At 47.0% G+C, this 18,944-nt stretch carries 16 protein-coding genes; 14 read left to right on the top strand and 2 right to left on the bottom strand.

Going from position 1 to position 18,944, the window contains the following annotated elements:
* The first annotated feature begins 88 nt into the window (after nucleotides 1-88).
* From F7D73_RS15925 to F7D73_RS15865, 14 genes are all read left to right on the top strand, one after another.
* Nucleotides 89-2,797 carry a hypothetical protein gene (locus F7D73_RS15925; protein ID WP_194256943.1) on the top strand — a complete coding sequence of 903 codons (2,709 nt, stop codon included), beginning with the start codon at nucleotides 89-91 and terminating at the stop codon, nucleotides 2,795-2,797.
* A gap of 90 nt (nucleotides 2,798-2,887) precedes the next feature.
* The gene (locus F7D73_RS15920; protein WP_153126300.1) at nucleotides 2,888-3,247 is read left to right on the top strand and encodes a hypothetical protein; all 360 of its coding nucleotides are present in this window, start codon (nucleotides 2,888-2,890) and stop codon (nucleotides 3,245-3,247) included.
* 47 nt (nucleotides 3,248-3,294) lie between these two features.
* On the top strand, nucleotides 3,295-4,107 hold the full coding sequence (locus tag F7D73_RS15915; RefSeq protein WP_228117779.1) for a hypothetical protein: 813 nt from the start codon (nucleotides 3,295-3,297) through the stop codon (nucleotides 4,105-4,107).
* Nucleotides 4,064-4,429, top strand: coding sequence for an OmpA family protein (locus F7D73_RS16295; RefSeq protein WP_228117778.1), 366 nt, complete (start codon nucleotides 4,064-4,066; stop codon nucleotides 4,427-4,429). Before F7D73_RS15915 ends, F7D73_RS16295 begins: the two co-directional genes overlap by 44 nt.
* Before the next feature lie 645 nt (nucleotides 4,430-5,074).
* The gene (locus tag F7D73_RS15910) at nucleotides 5,075-6,124 is read left to right on the top strand and encodes a tyrosine-type recombinase/integrase (protein WP_153126298.1); all 1,050 of its coding nucleotides are present in this window, start codon (nucleotides 5,075-5,077) and stop codon (nucleotides 6,122-6,124) included.
* An 88-nt stretch (nucleotides 6,125-6,212) separates the two neighbouring features.
* Nucleotides 6,213-7,298 carry a tryptophan--tRNA ligase gene (gene trpS, locus F7D73_RS15905; RefSeq protein ID WP_118255274.1) on the top strand — a complete coding sequence of 362 codons (1,086 nt, stop codon included), beginning with the start codon at nucleotides 6,213-6,215 and terminating at the stop codon, nucleotides 7,296-7,298.
* Between the two features lie 30 nt (nucleotides 7,299-7,328).
* Nucleotides 7,329-8,624 carry an MATE family efflux transporter gene (locus tag F7D73_RS15900; protein WP_153126296.1) on the top strand — a complete coding sequence of 432 codons (1,296 nt, stop codon included), beginning with the start codon at nucleotides 7,329-7,331 and terminating at the stop codon, nucleotides 8,622-8,624.
* A 197-nt stretch (nucleotides 8,625-8,821) separates the two neighbouring features.
* Nucleotides 8,822-9,001, top strand: a complete 180-nt coding sequence (locus F7D73_RS15895) for a tetratricopeptide repeat protein (RefSeq protein WP_153126294.1) — start codon at nucleotides 8,822-8,824, stop codon at nucleotides 8,999-9,001.
* Nucleotides 9,002-9,069: 68 nt separating this feature from the next.
* The gene (locus F7D73_RS15890; protein WP_153126292.1) at nucleotides 9,070-9,300 is read left to right on the top strand and encodes a 4Fe-4S binding protein; all 231 of its coding nucleotides are present in this window, start codon (nucleotides 9,070-9,072) and stop codon (nucleotides 9,298-9,300) included.
* Between the two features lie 3 nt (nucleotides 9,301-9,303).
* Nucleotides 9,304-10,386, top strand: coding sequence for a 3-methyl-2-oxobutanoate dehydrogenase subunit VorB (locus F7D73_RS15885; protein WP_153126290.1), 1,083 nt, complete (start codon nucleotides 9,304-9,306; stop codon nucleotides 10,384-10,386).
* Nucleotides 10,383-11,147, top strand: coding sequence for a thiamine pyrophosphate-dependent enzyme (locus F7D73_RS15880; protein WP_089544971.1), 765 nt, complete (start codon nucleotides 10,383-10,385; stop codon nucleotides 11,145-11,147). The genes F7D73_RS15885 and F7D73_RS15880 overlap by 4 nt, the downstream gene beginning before the upstream one ends.
* 5 nt (nucleotides 11,148-11,152) lie before the next feature.
* Nucleotides 11,153-11,698: a 2-oxoacid:acceptor oxidoreductase family protein gene (locus tag F7D73_RS15875; protein ID WP_153126289.1), complete on the top strand. Its 546-nt coding sequence runs from the start codon at nucleotides 11,153-11,155 to the stop codon at nucleotides 11,696-11,698.
* A 19-nt stretch (nucleotides 11,699-11,717) separates the two neighbouring features.
* On the top strand, nucleotides 11,718-13,727 hold the full coding sequence (locus tag F7D73_RS15870) for a glycoside hydrolase family 20 protein (RefSeq protein WP_153126287.1): 2,010 nt from the start codon (nucleotides 11,718-11,720) through the stop codon (nucleotides 13,725-13,727).
* A gap of 198 nt (nucleotides 13,728-13,925) precedes the next feature.
* Nucleotides 13,926-14,207 (top strand): hypothetical protein, encoded by a 282-nt coding sequence (locus tag F7D73_RS15865; RefSeq protein WP_153126285.1) that lies wholly within the window; start codon nucleotides 13,926-13,928, stop codon nucleotides 14,205-14,207.
* Nucleotides 14,208-14,517: 310 nt separating this feature from the next.
* Here the strand turns inward: F7D73_RS15865 and F7D73_RS15860 are convergent, their stop codons facing one another.
* The gene (locus tag F7D73_RS15860; protein ID WP_228117777.1) at nucleotides 14,518-16,248 is read right to left on the bottom strand and encodes a glycoside hydrolase family 9 protein; all 1,731 of its coding nucleotides are present in this window, start codon (nucleotides 16,246-16,248) and stop codon (nucleotides 14,518-14,520) included.
* 189 nt (nucleotides 16,249-16,437) lie between these two features.
* The gene (locus F7D73_RS15855) at nucleotides 16,438-18,732 is read right to left on the bottom strand and encodes a glycoside hydrolase family 2 TIM barrel-domain containing protein (RefSeq protein WP_153126283.1); all 2,295 of its coding nucleotides are present in this window, start codon (nucleotides 18,730-18,732) and stop codon (nucleotides 16,438-16,440) included.
* Nucleotides 18,733-18,944 lie beyond the last annotated feature (212 nt).

The raw sequence follows: 18,944 nt of genomic DNA, 5'->3' as shown, positions 1-18,944 counted from the left end.
ACAGAGAAAGTTTAGAACTTAAAGTTAACAATTAATATTTTTAATTAAATTTTATTGTATGAAAAGAAAGTATTTAAGCGCGCTGCTTATGGGTGTATTGACACTTTCATCCGTAAGTACATTTACTTCTTGTAAGGATTATGATGATGACATCAACAGCTTACAGGAACAAGTCAACAAGGCTGCTCTTTCTTCTGACGTAGAGGCATTGAAAACTCAGGTTAACAATGCTGCTTCATCTGCACAGAACGCAGCTGGCAAGGCTGAGGAGGCTTTGAAAAAGGCTGGTGCCAACGAAACAGAGATTGCCAAAGTAAAGGAACTCGCTACTAAGGCTGGTACTGATGTAGCTAATGCTCTTACTAATGCAGCTAACGCTGCTTCTGATGCTGCTAAAGCTGCTGATGCTGCTAAAGTTGCTCAGGATTCTGCCAACGCAGCTTTGACAAAGATTGCAGGTATGGATAAGGAGTTGAAGAATTTGGCTTTGAACGCTCAGTCTCACGTAACAGCTACTCAGCTCAAGAAATCTTTGGATTCTTTGTCTACTGTTATCAACCAGGCTACTTCTGATAGCATCGCTAACTTGACTAAGATTGTTAATGGTTACAAGGGTGGTATCAACGCTTTGTATACTGCTGTAACTGAGGTTAGCTTGATGGGTTCTTGGAACAGCTATGAAGGTAACTCAATATTTAATCATCACTGTGATCTCAAGTTCAAGACAGGTACAATTCCTGCAAACTATACATTCGGTGCTAAGGAGAAGGATGATTTGAATGGTGAGCATAGCGCAGATCCTAAGAAGTCATACGTAAAGGGTGCTTCTGTCAACTTCCCATCTGAGTTCTTGGTTCGTATCAACCCTGTTAACGCTAAGATTACTCCTGATATGATCAAGTTGATTGACTCAAAGGGTAACGACTTGGATAAGTTGGTTAAGGTTGTTGACGTAGAGAAATATGACAATCTTCTTACCCGTGCATCTGAGACTGGTCTTTGGACTGTTAAGGTTCAGTTGCAGGATGGTGTAAAGAAAGAGAATGTTGAACAGAAAGCTAACGGTAATCATATTCTTTATGCAGTTGCAGTAAACAACACTGCTAGCCAGGCTGAGACTGTAGCTGATGCTGCAAGCCGTTATGTTGTTTCAACATACGACTTGACTGTACAACATCCAGACGATTATGTAGGTGCAACTGATCTTGGTGCCGTAAAGGTTAAGGCTGAGTCTAAGGATTGGAAGACTGTTTCTTCACTCAAGCCTAATACTGGTGCTACTGATCTTGTTTACGCTGCTAACGGCGAGAACGTATTGGTTAGCTTCGAGGGTTTGTCTAACGTAGATCGTTTCTATGTTGTACGTGATGACAAGCACGCTGGAGAGTCTGGTGCTTCTGAGTTGAACGCTTGGAAGTCTTATGATTATAAGGGTCTTAACGAGGTTGTTGCGGTTGAAAATGGTCTTGGTAAAGGTACTCTCAACATTAAGATCAACGGTCAGGTTGGTGATGAAGTTCAGTTCCGTATCTTCGCTGTCAACTATAATGGTACTCTCGTAGAGCAGAAGGGTCGTCCATTCCGTGTATATGTTGGTGCACAGTCTACAACTACTAGTGTTGCTGGTAACCTCGTTGCTACTGGTAAGGAGACTATGGAGACAGGATGGTTGCCAATCTCTGGTAGCTTGAAGAATGGTGGTAATCTTCCTTCTACTGTTGAGGTAACTGTTAACAATGTTAAGATCAACGCTAACGTAGAATACGCTAAGGACAATGAGGGTCATCCTGCTGCAGATAACAGCAAGATTAAGTTCGCTAAGTTCTCTGTTGCTGCTGCTGACTTGACAAAGTGGGCTGACGGAGCAATTGCTACTGGTACTATCAAGGATGGTGAGAACGTGACAGTTAACACAATCTCTGTAAGTTTGACTAAGGTTATGCCTACAGCTGAGTCTACAAAGGCTCTCATGAAGTACTCTTGGAAGGACAACCAGTTGAACAATGGTGTTTACACAGCATACCTCTATCCTGAGAATGACGCTTGGCAGTCACCAGTAACTGTTCCTACAGGTTACAAGGATATGAATCAGGCTATCAATGGTTTGAATACAAACTTCGTTATCAGCATCGCTAACGCTGCCTTGAAGGCTGAGAATGGCAAGAACTTCTACAAGAATGCTCTTAATGTAACTGCTACTCCTTGGAAGGTTGAGGTAAACAACGCTAAGGACGATGCTGATGTCCGTTTGATTGACAACGAGACAAAGCACGAGACTACTATCGGTTACAACTACGGTAAGATTAGCTCAGTTAATCCTACTCAGGATTACATCGTAAACGTAGAGACTGTTCAGACAGTATTCGCTTGCCCATTGGCAGAAACAGCTCAGACATATGCTTGGACAAAGAATTTGAAGCATGCTGCTACAGCTACTACACCTGCTGTTTATGAGGACGTAAACGTTCTTACTTATGGTAGCAACAATACTGTAATCACTAACATCTTCGATTGCTTGGTTGCTCACAACTCATTCGACAACACAGAATTCGGTGGTAAACTTTCTGAGCGTTACAACAAGTACGTTAATATTGAGGCTAAGTTGATTTCTAACGGTAGCCAGCTTGAGGATTACTACACAGCAACTGTTACAAATGGTGTGATTACATTCGCAAAGAAGTCTGCTGCAACTAACCCAACAGCTGACGTAGCTTCTACTTTGGTATTGACAATGACAGACGCATTCGGTCACGAGAACGTTTACAAGTTGCCATTCACAGTAAAGCGTGCTGAATAATAAAGAATCTAAAGTAATTTAGAAGCTTTAAAACATACCCAAAGGGGAGCTTCCCAAAGCTGGGATGCTCCCCTTTTTTAGAATTAACGAATGATGAAAATGAAAAAGTATCTGATAGCTTTTGCTTCAGTGGCACTTTTGGCTGGTTCGCTCACCTCCTGCAAGGAGAAGTTGAAGAACATGGACGGCGTGGTAACCCAGGTTGAGACAAGTAACTTGTGTGACACCGTAAAGAGCATGAGGCTATACAATGGTGAGGATACGCTGATATTCAATCTGATGGATGCTGAGTACAACAATGGCTTGATGATGAAGGGCGATTCGGTACAGGTGCATTACGTCAAGGGACACGGTGACACACTCCGTGCGCTGCTCGTATTTGTGAAACCAACTCCTGCCAAGGTGATTGATGTCAGCAAAGATACAACCAAGGTATTGTTGACAAGATAAGCTACACTCATAGTATTATTATTTATTAATTAATAAAGGAAATGATTATGAATACAATGAAATCTTTATTCGCTGCGTCCCTGCTTGCCCTCGGCACAACATCAGCCATGGCACAGGCTACTTACACCGACCAGAACGGTGATGAGTATACATTCAACAAGCATTTCTTCCTGGATCTCCAGGGCGGTGCTCAGTACACACTCGGTGAGGCTAAGTTCGGTGACTTGCTCTCTCCTAACGTACAGTTGGGCTTGGGCTACCAGTTCTCTCCTGTATTCGGCATGCGCTTGCAGGCCAACGGCTGGCAGAGCAAGGGCGGTTGGGCAGGATTCTACGCTCAGAAGGGCGAGACTCCTTACAACGCTAATTATAAGTTCAAGTATGTAGCTCCTGGTGTTGACTTCATGTTCAACCTCAGCAACCTCTTCTGCGGTTGGAACCCTAACCGTGTGCTGAACGTTACTGCCTTCGCTGGTGCAGGTGCTAACATCGCTTGGGATAATGATGAAGTGAATGAGTTGGCTGCAACCATCAAGAACCTGAATGCCTACAACCTGGAGTATCTCTGGGATGGTACCAAGGTTCGCCCTTACGGTCGTGCCGGTATCGAGTTGGCATTCAAGGTCAGCAAGTCTGTCAGTCTGATGCTTGAGGGTAACGCCAATGTCATTTCAGACAAGTACAACTCAAAGAAGGCAGGTAATCCTGACTGGTATTTCAATGCTTTGGCTGGTCTTCGCATCAACCTGGGCAAGAGTGCTACCAAGAAGGAGAAGCCAGTAGAACCAGAACCAGCTCCAGCACCAGTTCAGAAGGTTGAGGAGCCTTGCTCCAGCACCAGTAGTAGAGAAGAAGGTTGAGGAAATCCGTCGTGATATCTTCTTTACCATCAACTCTAACAAGATTTCAGAGAAGGAAAACAAGAAGATCCTCGAGGTTATCGACTTCCTGGTGAAGTATCCTGAGGCTAAGGTAGTTGTTACAGGTTATGCTGACAAGGGTACTGGTAATGACCGTGTGAACGACCGCATCGCTGCCAAGCGTGCTGCAGCCGTTGTCTGGATGTTGGAGAAGCGCTATGGCATTCCTGCTGAGCGCATCACAGAAGAGTCAAAGGGTGCTCGTGTTCAGCCATTCGCAGAGAATGACAAGAACCGTGTTTCCATCATGATTGCTAAATAATATCTGGCTTGCGCCAAATATTATTTAAGCATTATTAAAAAAATAGGGTAAGCTGCAAGGCTTATCAGGGCGAGGTTTCTTTTTCAAGAAGCCTCGCCTTTTTGGTTTGAAAATAGTGGGGTTTTTCGATCCACCCCGTCCCTCCTTTGCCAAAGAGGTGTTTTTTGCCCCACCTGTCCCTCCCCTGCGGGAGGGTCCTTAACCCACTCCCAAGCCCTCGCCCTTTCCAAAAGGGCAAGGGATGTAACCGCCCTCCGGTGCTCAGAACCGCTTCGCTCTAAGGTTGGCGGGGCATCAAAGCCCTCGCCAGATTTTGCGGGCTGGGACCGCCTGGGGACAGCTTGCTTCTTTCCCTCGCCATGTTTTGCGGGCTGGGACCGCCTGGGGGACTTTTAAAGGTAAAAGAGTAAAAATCTGTGTGAATCTGTGAAATCTGTGGGAACTTTTAAAGGTAAAAAAGTAAAAAATCTGCGTCATCTGCGATATCTGCGTGACTTTTAAAAGAAAAAATCTGTGGGAATCTGTGAAATCTGTGGGACTTTTTTATGCTTTTTCCTCTTATTTTTGCATTATTTACTCCTAAACTTTCTCATTTCTCGCATTTTTGGCGTAATTTTGTTCTTCATTCAAAAATAACGCAAAAATATGACACTTAGAATAGAATTACCAGACGATTTTGAGATGAAAAAAGATGATGAGATTATCATCAGGTTTAATAGTAAGGCTGGACAACACGGATATTCTGTGATAACAAAAACACAGGATGAAATGGAAAAGATGGAAAAATCGAAGCCGAATAGGGGAGTAAAACTGGGTGACTATGCTGAAAAAATCAGACAGAGACTGAAGGATAACTACCAATATCGTACGGCTGACATCAACCAATGTACAATGAAGAGCTTTATGAAGTTCAGAAAACAGAAGGATATCCTGCTGTGCGAACTCGACGAACTGGTGGTGGGTGCCTACGAGAGCTATCTGAAGCATCAGGGACTGACGCTGAATACCATCTCCTTCTATATGCGACGGCTCCGCGCCATCTACAACAGTGCCGTGAAGGAACTGGAGATTCCCGACCGCAAACCCTTCGCCGGTGCCTTTACCCGAACCACGAAGACGAGTAAGCGAGCCATCTCGCAAAAGGCTATCCGACAGCTGGCAAAACTGAAACTGGAAACTTATAACCAGCAGTTTGCCAGAGACTTATTCCTGTTCAGCTACTATACCAGAGGCATGTCGTTCGTGGATATCGCCTGTCTGGAGAAGTCGAATATCCGCAACGGATACCTTATCTATAAAAGAAGGAAGACGGGGCAGGAACTGAGGATAGCCTGGCGACAGAGTATGCAGGACATTGTGGACCGATATCCTTCACTCGACGGGAAACATCTGCTGGGTATCCTGGACAACCATGCCGAGAAAAGTCTCCGGCAACAGCGGCATTACCGGCAATGTCTGATTAACAAGACCCTGAAAAAGCTATCCAAACTGATAGATATCGACATCACACTGACGATGTATGTTGCCCGACATTCGTGGGCTACCAACGCCAAGGAGAAGAATGTGCCCGTGAGCGTAATCAGTGACAGTATGGGACATAATTCGGAAAAAACAACACAAATTTATCTCAAGAGTATTAACGCCGACCAGATAGACCAGACCAATGATATCCTGATTGATGCCATCACCAAATAGGGGATATGGCTTAATTTTTCAGTATTTTTAGTATTTTCTCGATATTTTGTTGTACCTTTGCACAAAATTAATAATAAATTGCAAGAAAATGGGAAAAATTATATTGACGGGCGACCGTCCTACAGGTAAACTTCACCTGGGTCACTACATCGGCTCATTGCAGCGCCGAGTACAACTTCAGAACGCTGGCGACTTCGACAGAATGTTCGTATTCATGGCAGACGTTCAGGCTTTGACAGACAATGCTGACAATCCTGAGAAGATTCGCCAGAACATCACAGAGGTGGCACTCGACTATCTTTCTGCGGGTCTCGACCCACAGAAGTGTACTCTCTATATCCAGAGTATGATACCGGAGTTGGCAGAGTTGACTACCTATTTGATGAACCTTATCTCTGTATCTCGTGTTCAGCGTAACCCAACCGTGAAGACAGAGATCAAGATGCGTAACTTTGAGGCAAACATTCCGCTCGGTTTCTTCTGCTATCCTGTGAGCCAGGCTGCCGACATCACCGCTTTCAAGGCTACAACCGTACCAGCCGGTGAGGACCAGGAGCCTATGCTGGAGGTGACCCGTGAGTTGGTTCGCCGTTTCAACCAGACTTATGCGCCTGTATTGGTAGAGCCGGAAATCCTGCTTCCAGAGATTGCCTGCTGCCGTCGTCTTCCAGGAACTGACGGTAAGGAGAAGATGAGCAAGAGTCTCGGTAACTGCATCTACATGAGCGATGACGAGAAGACCGTCTGGAAGAAGGTGAAGAAGATGTCTAACGGTGAGCCACGTATGAGCATGGAAGAGCCTGGACATCTGGAGGGCAATGCCGTATTCACTTATCTGGAGGCATTCTCTACTCCTGAGGACTTCGCTGAGTTCTGGCCAGAGTTCAAGACTTTGGATGAATTGAAGGAGCAGTATGTGAAGGGTGGTATCGGTGATGGTACCTGCAAGAAGTTCCTGAACAGCGTGATCAACAAGATGCTCGACCCAATCCGTGCCCGCCGTCATGAGTTTGAGCAGGATATTCCTGAAGTATTCAACATCCTGAAGAAGGGTAGTGAGGATGCCCGCGAGTTTGCAGCCCAGACCATGGACGAGGTTCGCAAGGCTATGCGCATCGACTACTTCAGCGATGCTGCCTATATTGAGGAACAGGCGGCGAAATATAGAGTATAGTGATTATTTATTAGTGATTAATGATAATCATTGAAGTACGTGAATAAACGAATATTACAATTAGCGGTACCGTCGATAATATCCAATATCACGGTACCGCTTTTGGGTTTGGTGGATGTCGCCATCGTGGGGCATATCGGCGATGCGGCTTATATCGGAGCCATTGCCGTGGGTTCGATGCTCTTCAATGTCATCTACTGGCTGTTCGGATTCCTGCGGATGGGAACCAGCGGAATGACCTCGCAGGCTTTGGGCAGGAGAGACTTGCCTGAGGTGATGAGACTCCTGATTCGTTCCCTGGGCATTGGCGTAGGGATAGGACTCCTGTTCTTTATCCTTCAGAGATGGATTATCGGCTGCGGACTGTGGGCGATGTCGCCGGAAGCGGATGTGGTGGAGCTGGCTCGCAGATACTGCTATGTCTGCATCTGGGGAGCACCGGCGGTACTCGGACTCTATGGATTCACCGGCTGGTTTATCGGTATGCAGAATACCCGTATCCCGATGGTGGTGTCGCTGACGCAGAATGTGGTGAACATCGTTGCCTCCCTGGTACTCGTCTTCGGTTGCCGGATGACGGTAGAGGGCGTGGCACTCGGAACGGTCATCGCCCAATGGTGGGGATTTCTGATGGCTTTTGTGCTCTATCGCATTAACTATCAGCGGTTAAGCAAGTATGATTATCGCAAGGATCTCTTTGCAGCAGAACCGCTGAAACGATTCTTCTCGCTGAACCGGGATATCTTTCTCCGTACCTTATGTCTGGTGGCGGTGAACCTCTTCTTTACGGCAGCAGGTTCGAGGGAGAGTACCCTGGTGCTGGCTGTCAACACGCTGCTGATGACGCTCTTCACCATCTTCTCCTATTTCATGGATGGCTTTGCGTATGCGGCAGAGGCATTGAGCGGCAAGTATTACGGAGCCGGCAACAGGGTGGCATTCCGGGAGGTGGTCAGGCGGACGATGGGGTTCGGCGTGGTTGTAGCCATCCTTTTCACCTTATTATATATAATAGGTGGCGAGAACTTCCTGGCTTTGCTTACCAGCGATGAGCGGGTAGTTGCAGCATCGGGCGAATATCTGGGGTGGGCAGTACTCATTCCTTTGGCAGGCATGTCGGCGTTTGTCTTTGACGGCATCTTCATCGGCATCACCCAGTCGAAGTCTATGCTCTGTTCTACTGCCATTGCCTCAGCTTCGTTCTTCGGAATGTACTTCGGTCTGCATCCTCTGCTGGGCAATCATGCCCTGTGGCTCGCTTTTATTCTCTACCTCGTTTTGAGGGGTATCGTATTATTCGTCATTTACCGTAAGAAACTGCGGTAAATGGCGAATTGTGTTTTAATAGAATATAATACTAGAAATAACGCACATCGTTCTCGAAAAATTGCACACTTGAAATATAGTGTGCGCATTTTTTAGAAAAACTACATTAATATAGTTTAAAACTTAGGCTTTTATTCTTTTTCTTAGCATAATTTTCGTACTTTCGCAGAGCAAAATTAAAAATAGTACAGAGTAAAATGACAGCAGAAGAATATTATCAGCAAGGTAACGCCTGGCGGAAGAAAGGCGACTTTAAGCGTGCTCTTGACTCCTATATGGAGGCGATAGCGCTGGATCCGGAGAGTCCGGCTGTAGCGGCAAAGGAGATGCTGGATGATATCATGAACTTCTATTGCAAAGACTACTACAATCCATAACAACCGACATGTGGACAGCGGCAGTTTGATTACTCTATGAGTAAAGATAATTAGAAAAAGATTAGAATATGAGTAAGATTAAAGGGGCTATTGTAGTCGACACCGGGCGTTGCAAGGGATGCTCGCTCTGCGTGGAGGCTTGTCCTCATCATGTCATCGCATTGGCTGAGAAGAAGGTCAATGTGCATGGTTATCGCTATGTAGAGGCGGCTGTGCCTGAAGCATGCGTTGGCTGTACCTCGTGCGCCATCGTCTGCCCAGACGGTTGCATCACTGTTTATCGAAAGAAGGAGGACTAAACAATGGCAAATCAAGAAGTAACATTAATGAAAGGCAATGAGGCGATAGCCCATGCCTGCATCAGATGTGGTGCGGATGGCTTCTTCGGCTATCCTATCACACCTCAGAGTGAGATTATAGAGACGCTGGCTCTGCTCAAGCCTTGGGAGACATCAGGTATGGTGGTTCTGCAGGCAGAGAGTGAGGTAGCGGCTATCAACATGGTTTATGGTGGAGCCGGCGCAGGCAAGCGTGTGATTACCACTTCGTCAAGTCCGGGTGTGGCTTTGATGCAGGAGGGTATCTCTTACATGGCAGGCGCAGAGATTCCGGGCGTCATCGTCAACGTGCAGCGTGGCGGTCCGGGACTGGGTACCATCCAGCCTTCGCAGAGTGATTATTTCCAGGCAACCCGCGGCGGTGGTAACGGTGACTACAATGTCATCGTGCTGGCTCCGGCTTCGGTTCAGGAGATGGCAGACTTCGTAGATCTTGCCTTCACTCTTGCCTTCAAGTACCGTAACCCGGCGATGATCCTGAGCGATGGCGTCATCGGACAGATGATGGAGAAGGTGGTGCTGCCACCTATGAAACCTCGCCGTACCGAGGAGGAGATTGCTAAGGAATGTCCTTGGGCTACCATCGGCCGTCCTAAGAGTCGCCCTGTCAACATCATGACCTCTCTGGAACTCAAGCCAGAGGTGATGGAGCAGCGCAATATCGCCCTTCAGGAGAAATACAGGAAGATTCGTGAAACGGAGGTTCGATATGAAACCGAGCAGATGGAGGATGCCGACTATGTAATCGTAGCCTTCGGAAGTGCGGCACGTATCGCCGAGAAGAGTATCGAGAGTGCACGAGAGCAGGGCATCAAGGTGGGACTGTTCCGTCCTATCACCCTCTGGCCTTTCCCTGAGAAGGAGATTCATGAACTCGCCAAGACCAAGAAGGGTATTCTGGTTGCCGAGGTCAATGCGGGTCAGATGGTTCAGGATGTGCGCCTGGCTGTGAATGGACAGACTCCTGTTGAGCACTTTGGCCGTCTGGGCGGTATCGTACCGGAGCCAGAGGAAATCGTTGAAGCATTAAAGAAGTTAATAAAATGAATGATATAATTTCACCAGAGAATCTGGTATATAAGAAGCCTACGCTGATGAACGATACCCCGATGCATTACTGTCCGGGCTGTTCGCATGGCGTAGTTCATAAGCTCGTTGCCGAGGTCATCGAGGAGATGGGCATGGAGGATAAGACGGTGGGTGTTTGTCCGGTGGGCTGTGCCGTATTCGCTTATCGCTATTTGGATATCGACTGGCAGGAAGCAGCGCATGGTCGTGCTCCAGCTGTGGCTACGGGTATCAAGCGTCTGTGGCCAGACCGTCTCGTCTTCACTTATCAGGGTGATGGCGACCTGGCGTGCATCGGTACCTGCGAGACCATCCACGCCCTGAACCGTGGTGAGCACATTGCCATCATCTTCATCAACAATGCCATCTATGGTATGACCGGTGGACAGATGGCTCCAACCACTCTGCTGGGTCAGAAAACCGCTACCTGTCCTTACGGACGAGAGGCAGACCTTCATGGTTATCCACTGAACATCACCGAACTTGCCAGCCATCTGCAGGGTACCTGCTACGTAACCCGCCAGAGTGTGGAGACCGTAGCAAGCATCAAGAAGGCAAAGAAGGCCATCCGCAAGGCTTTCGAGGCAAGCATGCAGGGCAAGGGTTCCAGCCTGGTAGAAATCGTTTCTACCTGCAACAGCGGTTGGAAGCTCTCACCTGTTGAGGCAAACAAGTGGATGGAAGAGAACATGTTTAAGCAGTATCCAAAGGGCGACCTGAAGGATACAACAAATTTGTAAGAACAATGAAGACAGAAATCATTATATCCGGTTTTGGTGGTCAGGGTGTCCTTTCGATGGGAAAGATCCTGGCCTATTCAGGACTGATGGAAGACAAGGAGGTAACCTGGATGCCTGCTTACGGACCTGAGCAGCGTGGCGGTACGGCCAACGTGACGGTCATCGTGAGCGACAGCCGCATCTCTTCGCCTATCCTGAGCCATTACGATGTAGCCATCGTGCTCAACCAGCCATCGCTCGATAAGTTCGAGCCAAAGGTTAAGCCCGGCGGTATTCTTATTTACGATGGCTATGGCGTGATGAATCCTCCACAGCGCAAGGACATCACCATCTATCGCATTGATGCGATGGACAAGGCTGCCGAGATGAAGAATTCGAAGGTGTTTAATATGATTGTATTGGGCGGACTGCTGAAGGTTTGCCCAGTGGTGAGCACCGACGGTTTGAACAAGGCACTCTACAAGTCATTGCCAGAGCGCCATCATAACCTCATCCCATTGAACATGCAGGCAGTGGAAGAGGGTATGAAGATTATCGAAAAGATCGATTAATAATTTAAATATTTACCGTATGACTAAAAAATCCAACAATCTATTGTCCCTCTTCGGGGCACTCTTACTAACCTCGTCGCTCCAGGCCCAGAGTCTGCTGCCAAAACCGCAGCAGGTTACGATGGGCAAGGGCGTTTTTAACACCAGCGACGGTGTGAAAGTAGAAAACCAAGTAGGCGCTGATGCCGAGAATATCTATACCAAGGCATGGAATGTCAAGGTGAACGATGCAGCCAAGCGAGTGGTGAAGTTTACTCCACTCGCCAATGCATCTTCGCCTGAGGCATACCGGCTTCGTGTGGCACCTGATGCCATTGAAATCAGTGCCGCCAGCAGCGAAGGTTTCCTTCGTGCCTGGCAGACCATGAAGCAGCTTACCACCAAGAAAGGCATCGCATGCTGCGACATCGTGGATGCACCTGCCTACAAGTGGCGCGGTTTGATGCTCGATGTTTCCCGTCATTACTTCCCAATCTCCTTCCTTAAGAAGCAGATTGATGTAATGTCGGAATATAAGTTCAATCGTCTCCATATCCATCTGACCGATGCAGCCGGATGGCGCATCGAAATCAAGCGCTATCCTCGACTCAACAATTTTGCCGCCTGGCGTTCGGGTAAGTTATGGAAAGACTGGAATGCCAATGGCAACAAGTATCTGGAGCAGGGCAGCGATGGTGCCGAGGGTGGTTACTATACCCAGGATGAACTCCGCGACCTGGTGAAATATGCTGCCGAGCGTGGCATCACCATCGTTCCGGAAATCGAAATGCCGGGTCATTCTGAAGAAGTGCTCACAGCCTATCCTGAATTATCCTGTACCCATGAACCTTACAAGCAGGCAGATTTCTGTCCGGGTAACATCGGTACTTACGATTTCCTGGAGAATGTCTTGAAGGAGGTGATGGATATCTTCCCATCTCATTACATTCATGTGGGTGGCGATGAGGCTGCGAAGAAGTCATGGGGCAGTTGTGCCCTCTGTCAGAAGAAGATGAAGGAGCTGGGCATCGACAACGTGGATGGATTGCAGGCTCATCTCATTTCCCACATGGGTAAGTTCCTGAACGAGCATGGCAGACAGCTCGTGGGTTGGGATGAGGTGATTGCCGGAAATCTCTCCAAGAATACCACCGTGATGGTTTGGCGTGGCACCGAACTGGCACACGAGGCAATCAAGCATGGCTATGATGTGGTGATGTCGCCGGGTGCTTACTGCTATTTTGATATGTATCAGGATGCACCGGGCACCCAGCCTGTGGCAAATGGCGGTTTCATTCCTACCGAGAAGGTGTATAGTTACGTGCCGGGAAGTGATCTTCCAGAGGCGGAGCGCAATATGATTACGGGTGTCCAGGCGAACCTCTGGACCGAGCATATTCCTACTCCTGAATATGCCGAGTACATGCTTTATCCTCGTGCCTTGGCTCTGGCTGAGATTGGCTGGAACGGAACCAAGACCAAGAACTATCCTGAGTTCAAGACCCGTGCCCTGGCGCAGGTGGAACATCTGAAGGCTGAAGGCGTGAACCCATTCAATCTGAAGAAGGAGATTGGTGAGCGCAAGGAGAAGATGAAGCCGGTGATGCACAAGGCTGTGGGTGCCAAGGTTACCTACAACCATGCTTACAACCGCTACTATCCGGCAGCTGGCGAACAGACGCTGGTGGATGGCAATATGGGCGGTTGGGCTCATGGCGACGGACGCTGGCAGGGCTTTATCGGCAAGGATTGCTTCGATGTAACCATCGACCTGGGTAAATCTACCAAGATCAGCAGTGTAGGTACCGATTTCATGCAGAGCAGTGGTCCTGAGATTTTCTATCCTTCTCAATATACGGTATCTGTTAGTGAGGATGGCAAGAACTTCACCCAGGTATTTGACAAGAAGTATGAGTCGAGCAAGGAGCCGATTCTGAATTTCAAGACGCTAACCTGGAAGGGCAGCAAGACAGCCCGCTACATCCGTGTTCAGGCAAAGCCAAGCAGCTTCGGCGGCTGGCTGTTTGTTGATGAGATTATCGTGAAATAATACGATTTCGTATATGAATTATGCAGATTGCATTATGCAGATTACATAATGCAATTTGCATAATGTGTTTTGTATCATTTAAAATCCTGATATTGAATGGCTTTTTTGTGTCTTGAAGCGAAGAAAGTTGTTCTTTTCTTTGGCATTTCCAATTCTTTTCTTTATTTTTGTGGCGTTAATTTAAAAGAAAGGAATAAGATGGAAACGATTAATATTCAGTTTCAAGTACCTTCTACAGGTAAATATACGCTTGACGAATTTGTCGCTAAGCTCAAGGACTATGCTGAAAAATTAGCCTGTTCTATCTCCAAATCAGGAAACAGTTACCAAGAAAGATTCATGAGCCAGGCAGAGCAGGAAGCCTATGTGGCAGAAAGTCTCAACCGTGCTCTTGATGAAATGGAAGCTCATAAGAAGAATGGGACTAAGCCGATGGATGCTCGTGATTTGTTGAGAAGACTTCGGGAAGAGGAGGCGTAGTATGAAGGTTAAGATTTATACGGAAAAAGAATTTGAGCGACAACTTAGAAAGCTTTCCAAGAAATATCGTTCAATGCTTGATGATTACGATGCTTTTCTTACAGGCTTAGAACAGGATCCTTTTCAAGGTAGCAGTCTTGGCAAAGGCGTTAGAAAGGTAAGAATGGCGATAGCTAGTAAGGGCAAAGGTAAAAGTGGTGGTGCAAGGGTCATTCTTACAGATATTGTTCATGAAAGTTTGGAGAGGGTGTGTCATAAGTCCATGACACACCCTCTTTTGGTCTTTATACGGATAATCTCCAATGTGCTGTTAGTTTATCCATCCAAGCAGGGACACCAGATAGGCGTTCCAGTTGATGGCAATCTCGTTCGAAGCATAGCTGCCGACGTTATCCTGGTAGGATTCATCTGGAATATTGGAGGCATAGGCTGGTACAAATTCTGCATCTTCCTGTCCCTTGTTGGCTCCTCCAGCCACCAGACCAGGTACTGGCTCCTTGATATTGTCGGCTGCAGAGATACGGTGGTGGATATTCATGACCCTCTGGGTGCCGAAGCCTGTCAGGTAGCAATAGCCTGTGGCGTTACGTCCAAAGAAATAGTCTAAGGTGGAAAGGGCGGCTTGCCTATATTTGTTGTCCTTTGTCAGGGCATACTCGTACATTTGGGCAATGCCTCTTCCCAGGCAGCTTTCAGAGTTGCTTCCCCAGTGGAAGTCTTGGGCATTGTTGCCGAAGATACAGTGAAAAGAAGAGGTTGCCAACTCTTTGATGCTCTCATCACATTTTTCCTTTAGGGATTCTTTGAGCACTTCCATAGGGAGCTTGCCGGCTTCAGGTGTGTCAAGGAGTTCCTGGTTTACCCATTGGAAGATGCCCAGACCTGCCACGTTACCCCAGGATGGAATGCTGAATTCATCTGGAACAAACTGTTTTGCCTGTTCCAGGTAGGATGTCTCAGTGGTTGTGAGGTATAGTTCTGTAGCTGCCCAGAAAAACTCGTCTTCTGTGTGGTTGTCTCCATAACCACCCGTATGGATGGCTGGCGAGAATTTCTTGTTGTTTCCATCCTGGTCGTAATAGACAGTGGGGTGTTTAACAGCCCATGCGTATGCTCTTTCAGCTGCTTCTATGGCTTGTCGGCAGAAGCTTTGGAACTCAGGGAATCTTTGGTAGATTCTGGCAGCCAGTGCCATGGTGGCAGCAAAGTCGAGAGCAGCTGTGGTGGTTTTCTGTACCACATAGCGTTGCTGCTTGCAGTCCTCTGGCATCACGAATCCCTCAAAGTTAGGGGTGGTGAGTTTATGATATACTCCTCCATCGGTTGGATCCTGCATGGTGAGCATCCACTCTAGGTTATACATCATCTCATCCAGGATGTCCGGTATCTTATTGTCTGATTCCGGAATTTGAAGATTGAGAGAATTGAATCTATCCTGATGGAGCTGGTAGGACTGCAGAATCAGTCCGAGGGTAAATCCAGAATTGACGATATATTTGTTATAGTCGCCAGCATCGTACCATCCCTTGGGAGAGGATATGATGGTTCCTGCAGGTCTTTTAGGGGTTGCAGCCGAAGGATGCACCATGACATGAGAGTCCAGGTGAGCTGCCGGGCGTGCGTACTCGCCAGCATACTTTTTTTCCAAGCTTTCCCCAGAACGCTGATAGTAGTAGCCTTTGATGGATGCTTTCAAGGCTTTCGTATAGGGATCGCTGGAAATGATGAAGCTTTGTTGATGTCTTCCAGCTACCAGGGTATACCTGCCAGGCTTGGTGATAGAGGAGAAGTCTATCTCCTGGCGGATCTTGCTGGAGAATGGGGATTTTTTTGTGGTTGCATGTTTTGTGCGCCAGACGGTTTTACCCTCTTGGTCTCTGATGAGGAAGCTTTTGGTCTTTGCCTCCGGCTCAATGGTTGCTATCTTGCTTTCATGGGTCAAATAGCCAACCTGGTTAACCTTGATGGGATTCTTCACTGAAGAAGCTGGCATCGTTACTGCTGTCAGCAGTGTCATAGCGGTTAAGATTACTTTTCTCATTTTGCCTTGTTTTTAAAGTGTTATAGTTGTTTTGTTGTTTATTGTCTGCAAAGATAGTAATTTTTGTTGGAAATTGTTTATGTTTTCTGGATTATTTTTGCTTTTAGTATGGTTTATTCTTTGTTGAGCCTTTTTGTTTCTATGGGACGGAACGTTTTAGGTCTCGTTCCGTCCCATATTATCATTTAATTAACGTACTAAAATTGTTTCACTGATTGTCTTGTCAAATTTTGAAGAAGAGACGGTGACGGTTGCCTTACCTGGCTTGTTCCCACTTCTAATTACTGCGATGGCTCTACCCTTATAGGTAGTTACCTTGGAAGAAGTCTTTGGCTCAAGATCCTTGAGATTTGCCGATGCAGCAGCAAGAAGCGTTGCCCTTCCCTTGACATCCACGTTTAATGGTATGTTGGCATCAGGTACTATGTTGCCGTTCTTGTCTATTACCTCCAGGGTGATATATGCAAGGTCCTCGCCGCTAGCTAGAATATGCTTTCTATCAGCCGTGAGCTTGATGGAAGCAGGTTCTCCGCTTGTCTGGAGGATGCTTTCCTTCACTTCCTGTCCATTGGCATCGAGAGATACGGCTTTCAGAACGCCTGGTTGATAGGGCAGTGTGATGACTGCCTTATACTCGGTATCTATGCCAACTTGCTTCTCTGCAACAAGCTGATTGTTCAGATACAGGCGGACTCTTGGAGACTTGGAGTAGATTTCCACATCGATATTCCTGCCTTCCCATCCCTGCCAGTTCCAGGATTCCCAGGTAGGCCATACCGACCATTGGGTTTCTGAGATATGTCCTTTGTAGTAGAAGTCAGGCTCCTTTACAGCAAGATAGATATCTGGTGAACCATCTTTTAGATTCCAGAGCATGCTGCGATAGTGGGAGATAGGCTTTCTCCATCCAGTGAGGTCAACATCACCGCAATAGGCTCCATGATAAGGGAAGTGATTTCCCTGATAATGCTCTTTTCTGGATTCGCCTTCATAATGGAACTGTCCGATGGCTGATTCTCCCAGATAATCCAATCCTGTCCAGACTATGTCTCCGATGATGTAAGGGCGCTCCACTGTATGCTTCCAGTTGGCAAAGGCATCTCTAGGATAACTTTCGGTCTGCCACATCACTCTTTCAGGGCATCGCTCGTGGTCACTTTCTGCTTTGTGCATCATATAATTGTAGCCCACTATATCCAGAACCGCTGCATGAGGGTCGAAAATCTCCCAATCATGATCCCAGGAGCAGAGAGCCTCCGTTACTGGACGGGTATTATCGAGAGATGTGATGACCTTCTTGAATTTCTGGGCGGTTTGAATCACCTTGATTTCCTTGCGTTCTATTACCTCGTTGCCGATGCTGTAGGAAATGATGCATGGATGGTTACGGTCGCGGAGTACCATGGCTTTGAGATCTTCCTGGTAGCAGGAGTCTATGGCAAGATGATAGTCATACTTGGTCTTCTCAGTATACCAGCCGTCAAAAGCTTCATCTATGACCATCATACCCAGGCTGTCGCAAGCATCGAGCATGGCTCGTGTCTGTGGGTTGTGGGAAGTACGGATCAGATTGAATCCTGCTTCTTTCATCAATCTTACCTTGCGGATTTCTGCAGCGTCGAATGCCATGGCGCCAATCACTCCATTGTCATGGTGGACACAAGCTCCATTGATAAGGGTAGGCTGGCCATTTAGCAGGAACCCTCTTTGGGCATCATATCTGAAGGTACGGATGCCATGCTTGACGTTCAGTTCTCCCACTTGAATATTATAGAGCTTGGGATGCGCAGGAGACCAAAGTTCCACATTCCTTAGCACTCGTCTCTCATTGAGCTTATCCTGATAGGTAATGCGGATTGCTGCTGAGTCGGCATGTGTGCCATCTTTAGACATACCATAGATCTTTTCTGTTTGGATGAATAGCTGCTGAGGGTCATCCATTTTATTCTCATGGTATTTTTCCAGCCATACATGTCTATAGATTCCCGATCCACTATACCATCGGCAGTTGGGTTGCTTGGAATTATCCACACGAACAGCGATGGTATTGATACCTTTTTTGATATAAGGAGAGATCTTGACCTTGAAAGGTGTGTAGCCATAGAAGTGAGTGCCAACTTGGATGCCATTCACGAAAACCTGGCTGTTCTGGTAGATTCCTTCGAAGTGGAGCCAGAGGCTCTCGCCTTTGCCAGTTTTCAGGTCTGTATCCCTCACCTGCTTTCTATACCAGCCGATACCGCCTGGGTAGTATCCACCTCCATTCTCAGTAGGTGCATCAGCCTTGGGGCTATGATAGATATCCCAGTCATGGGGAAGGTTTACTCTTGTCCACTTGCCGTCATTACAAGAGGGAAGTTGTGCTTCCTTCACATCCTGCTCTATGAATTTCCAGCCAAAATCAAAGTTCTGCACCTTGCTTTGTCCACATGTTGGAGTAGTTATGCAGGTAATTACCCCCAGTGTTATGATCAAACGTTTCATATCTTTTTAAATTTTATGTTAGTAAATGAAGAGTGGCTGCATGATAGTAACAGCCCGCTTCGTTTGAAAATGAAACAATGGACTGAATCCAGATGATGTAGTTTAAGGCTACTAATGCCATCGGTGGTCCTTTGCTAAGATTTGTTGTTTATTGATTACAAATTTATATAAAATTTTCGAATTATAAGCAAGTAATATAAAAAACTTGAATG

The sequence above is a fragment of the Segatella copri genome, assembly GCF_009494395.1.
Lineage (GTDB): Bacteria > Bacteroidota > Bacteroidia > Bacteroidales > Bacteroidaceae > Prevotella.
Note: the sequence above shows the minus strand (reverse complement) of the source record. Positions and strands in the feature narration are given on the sequence as shown.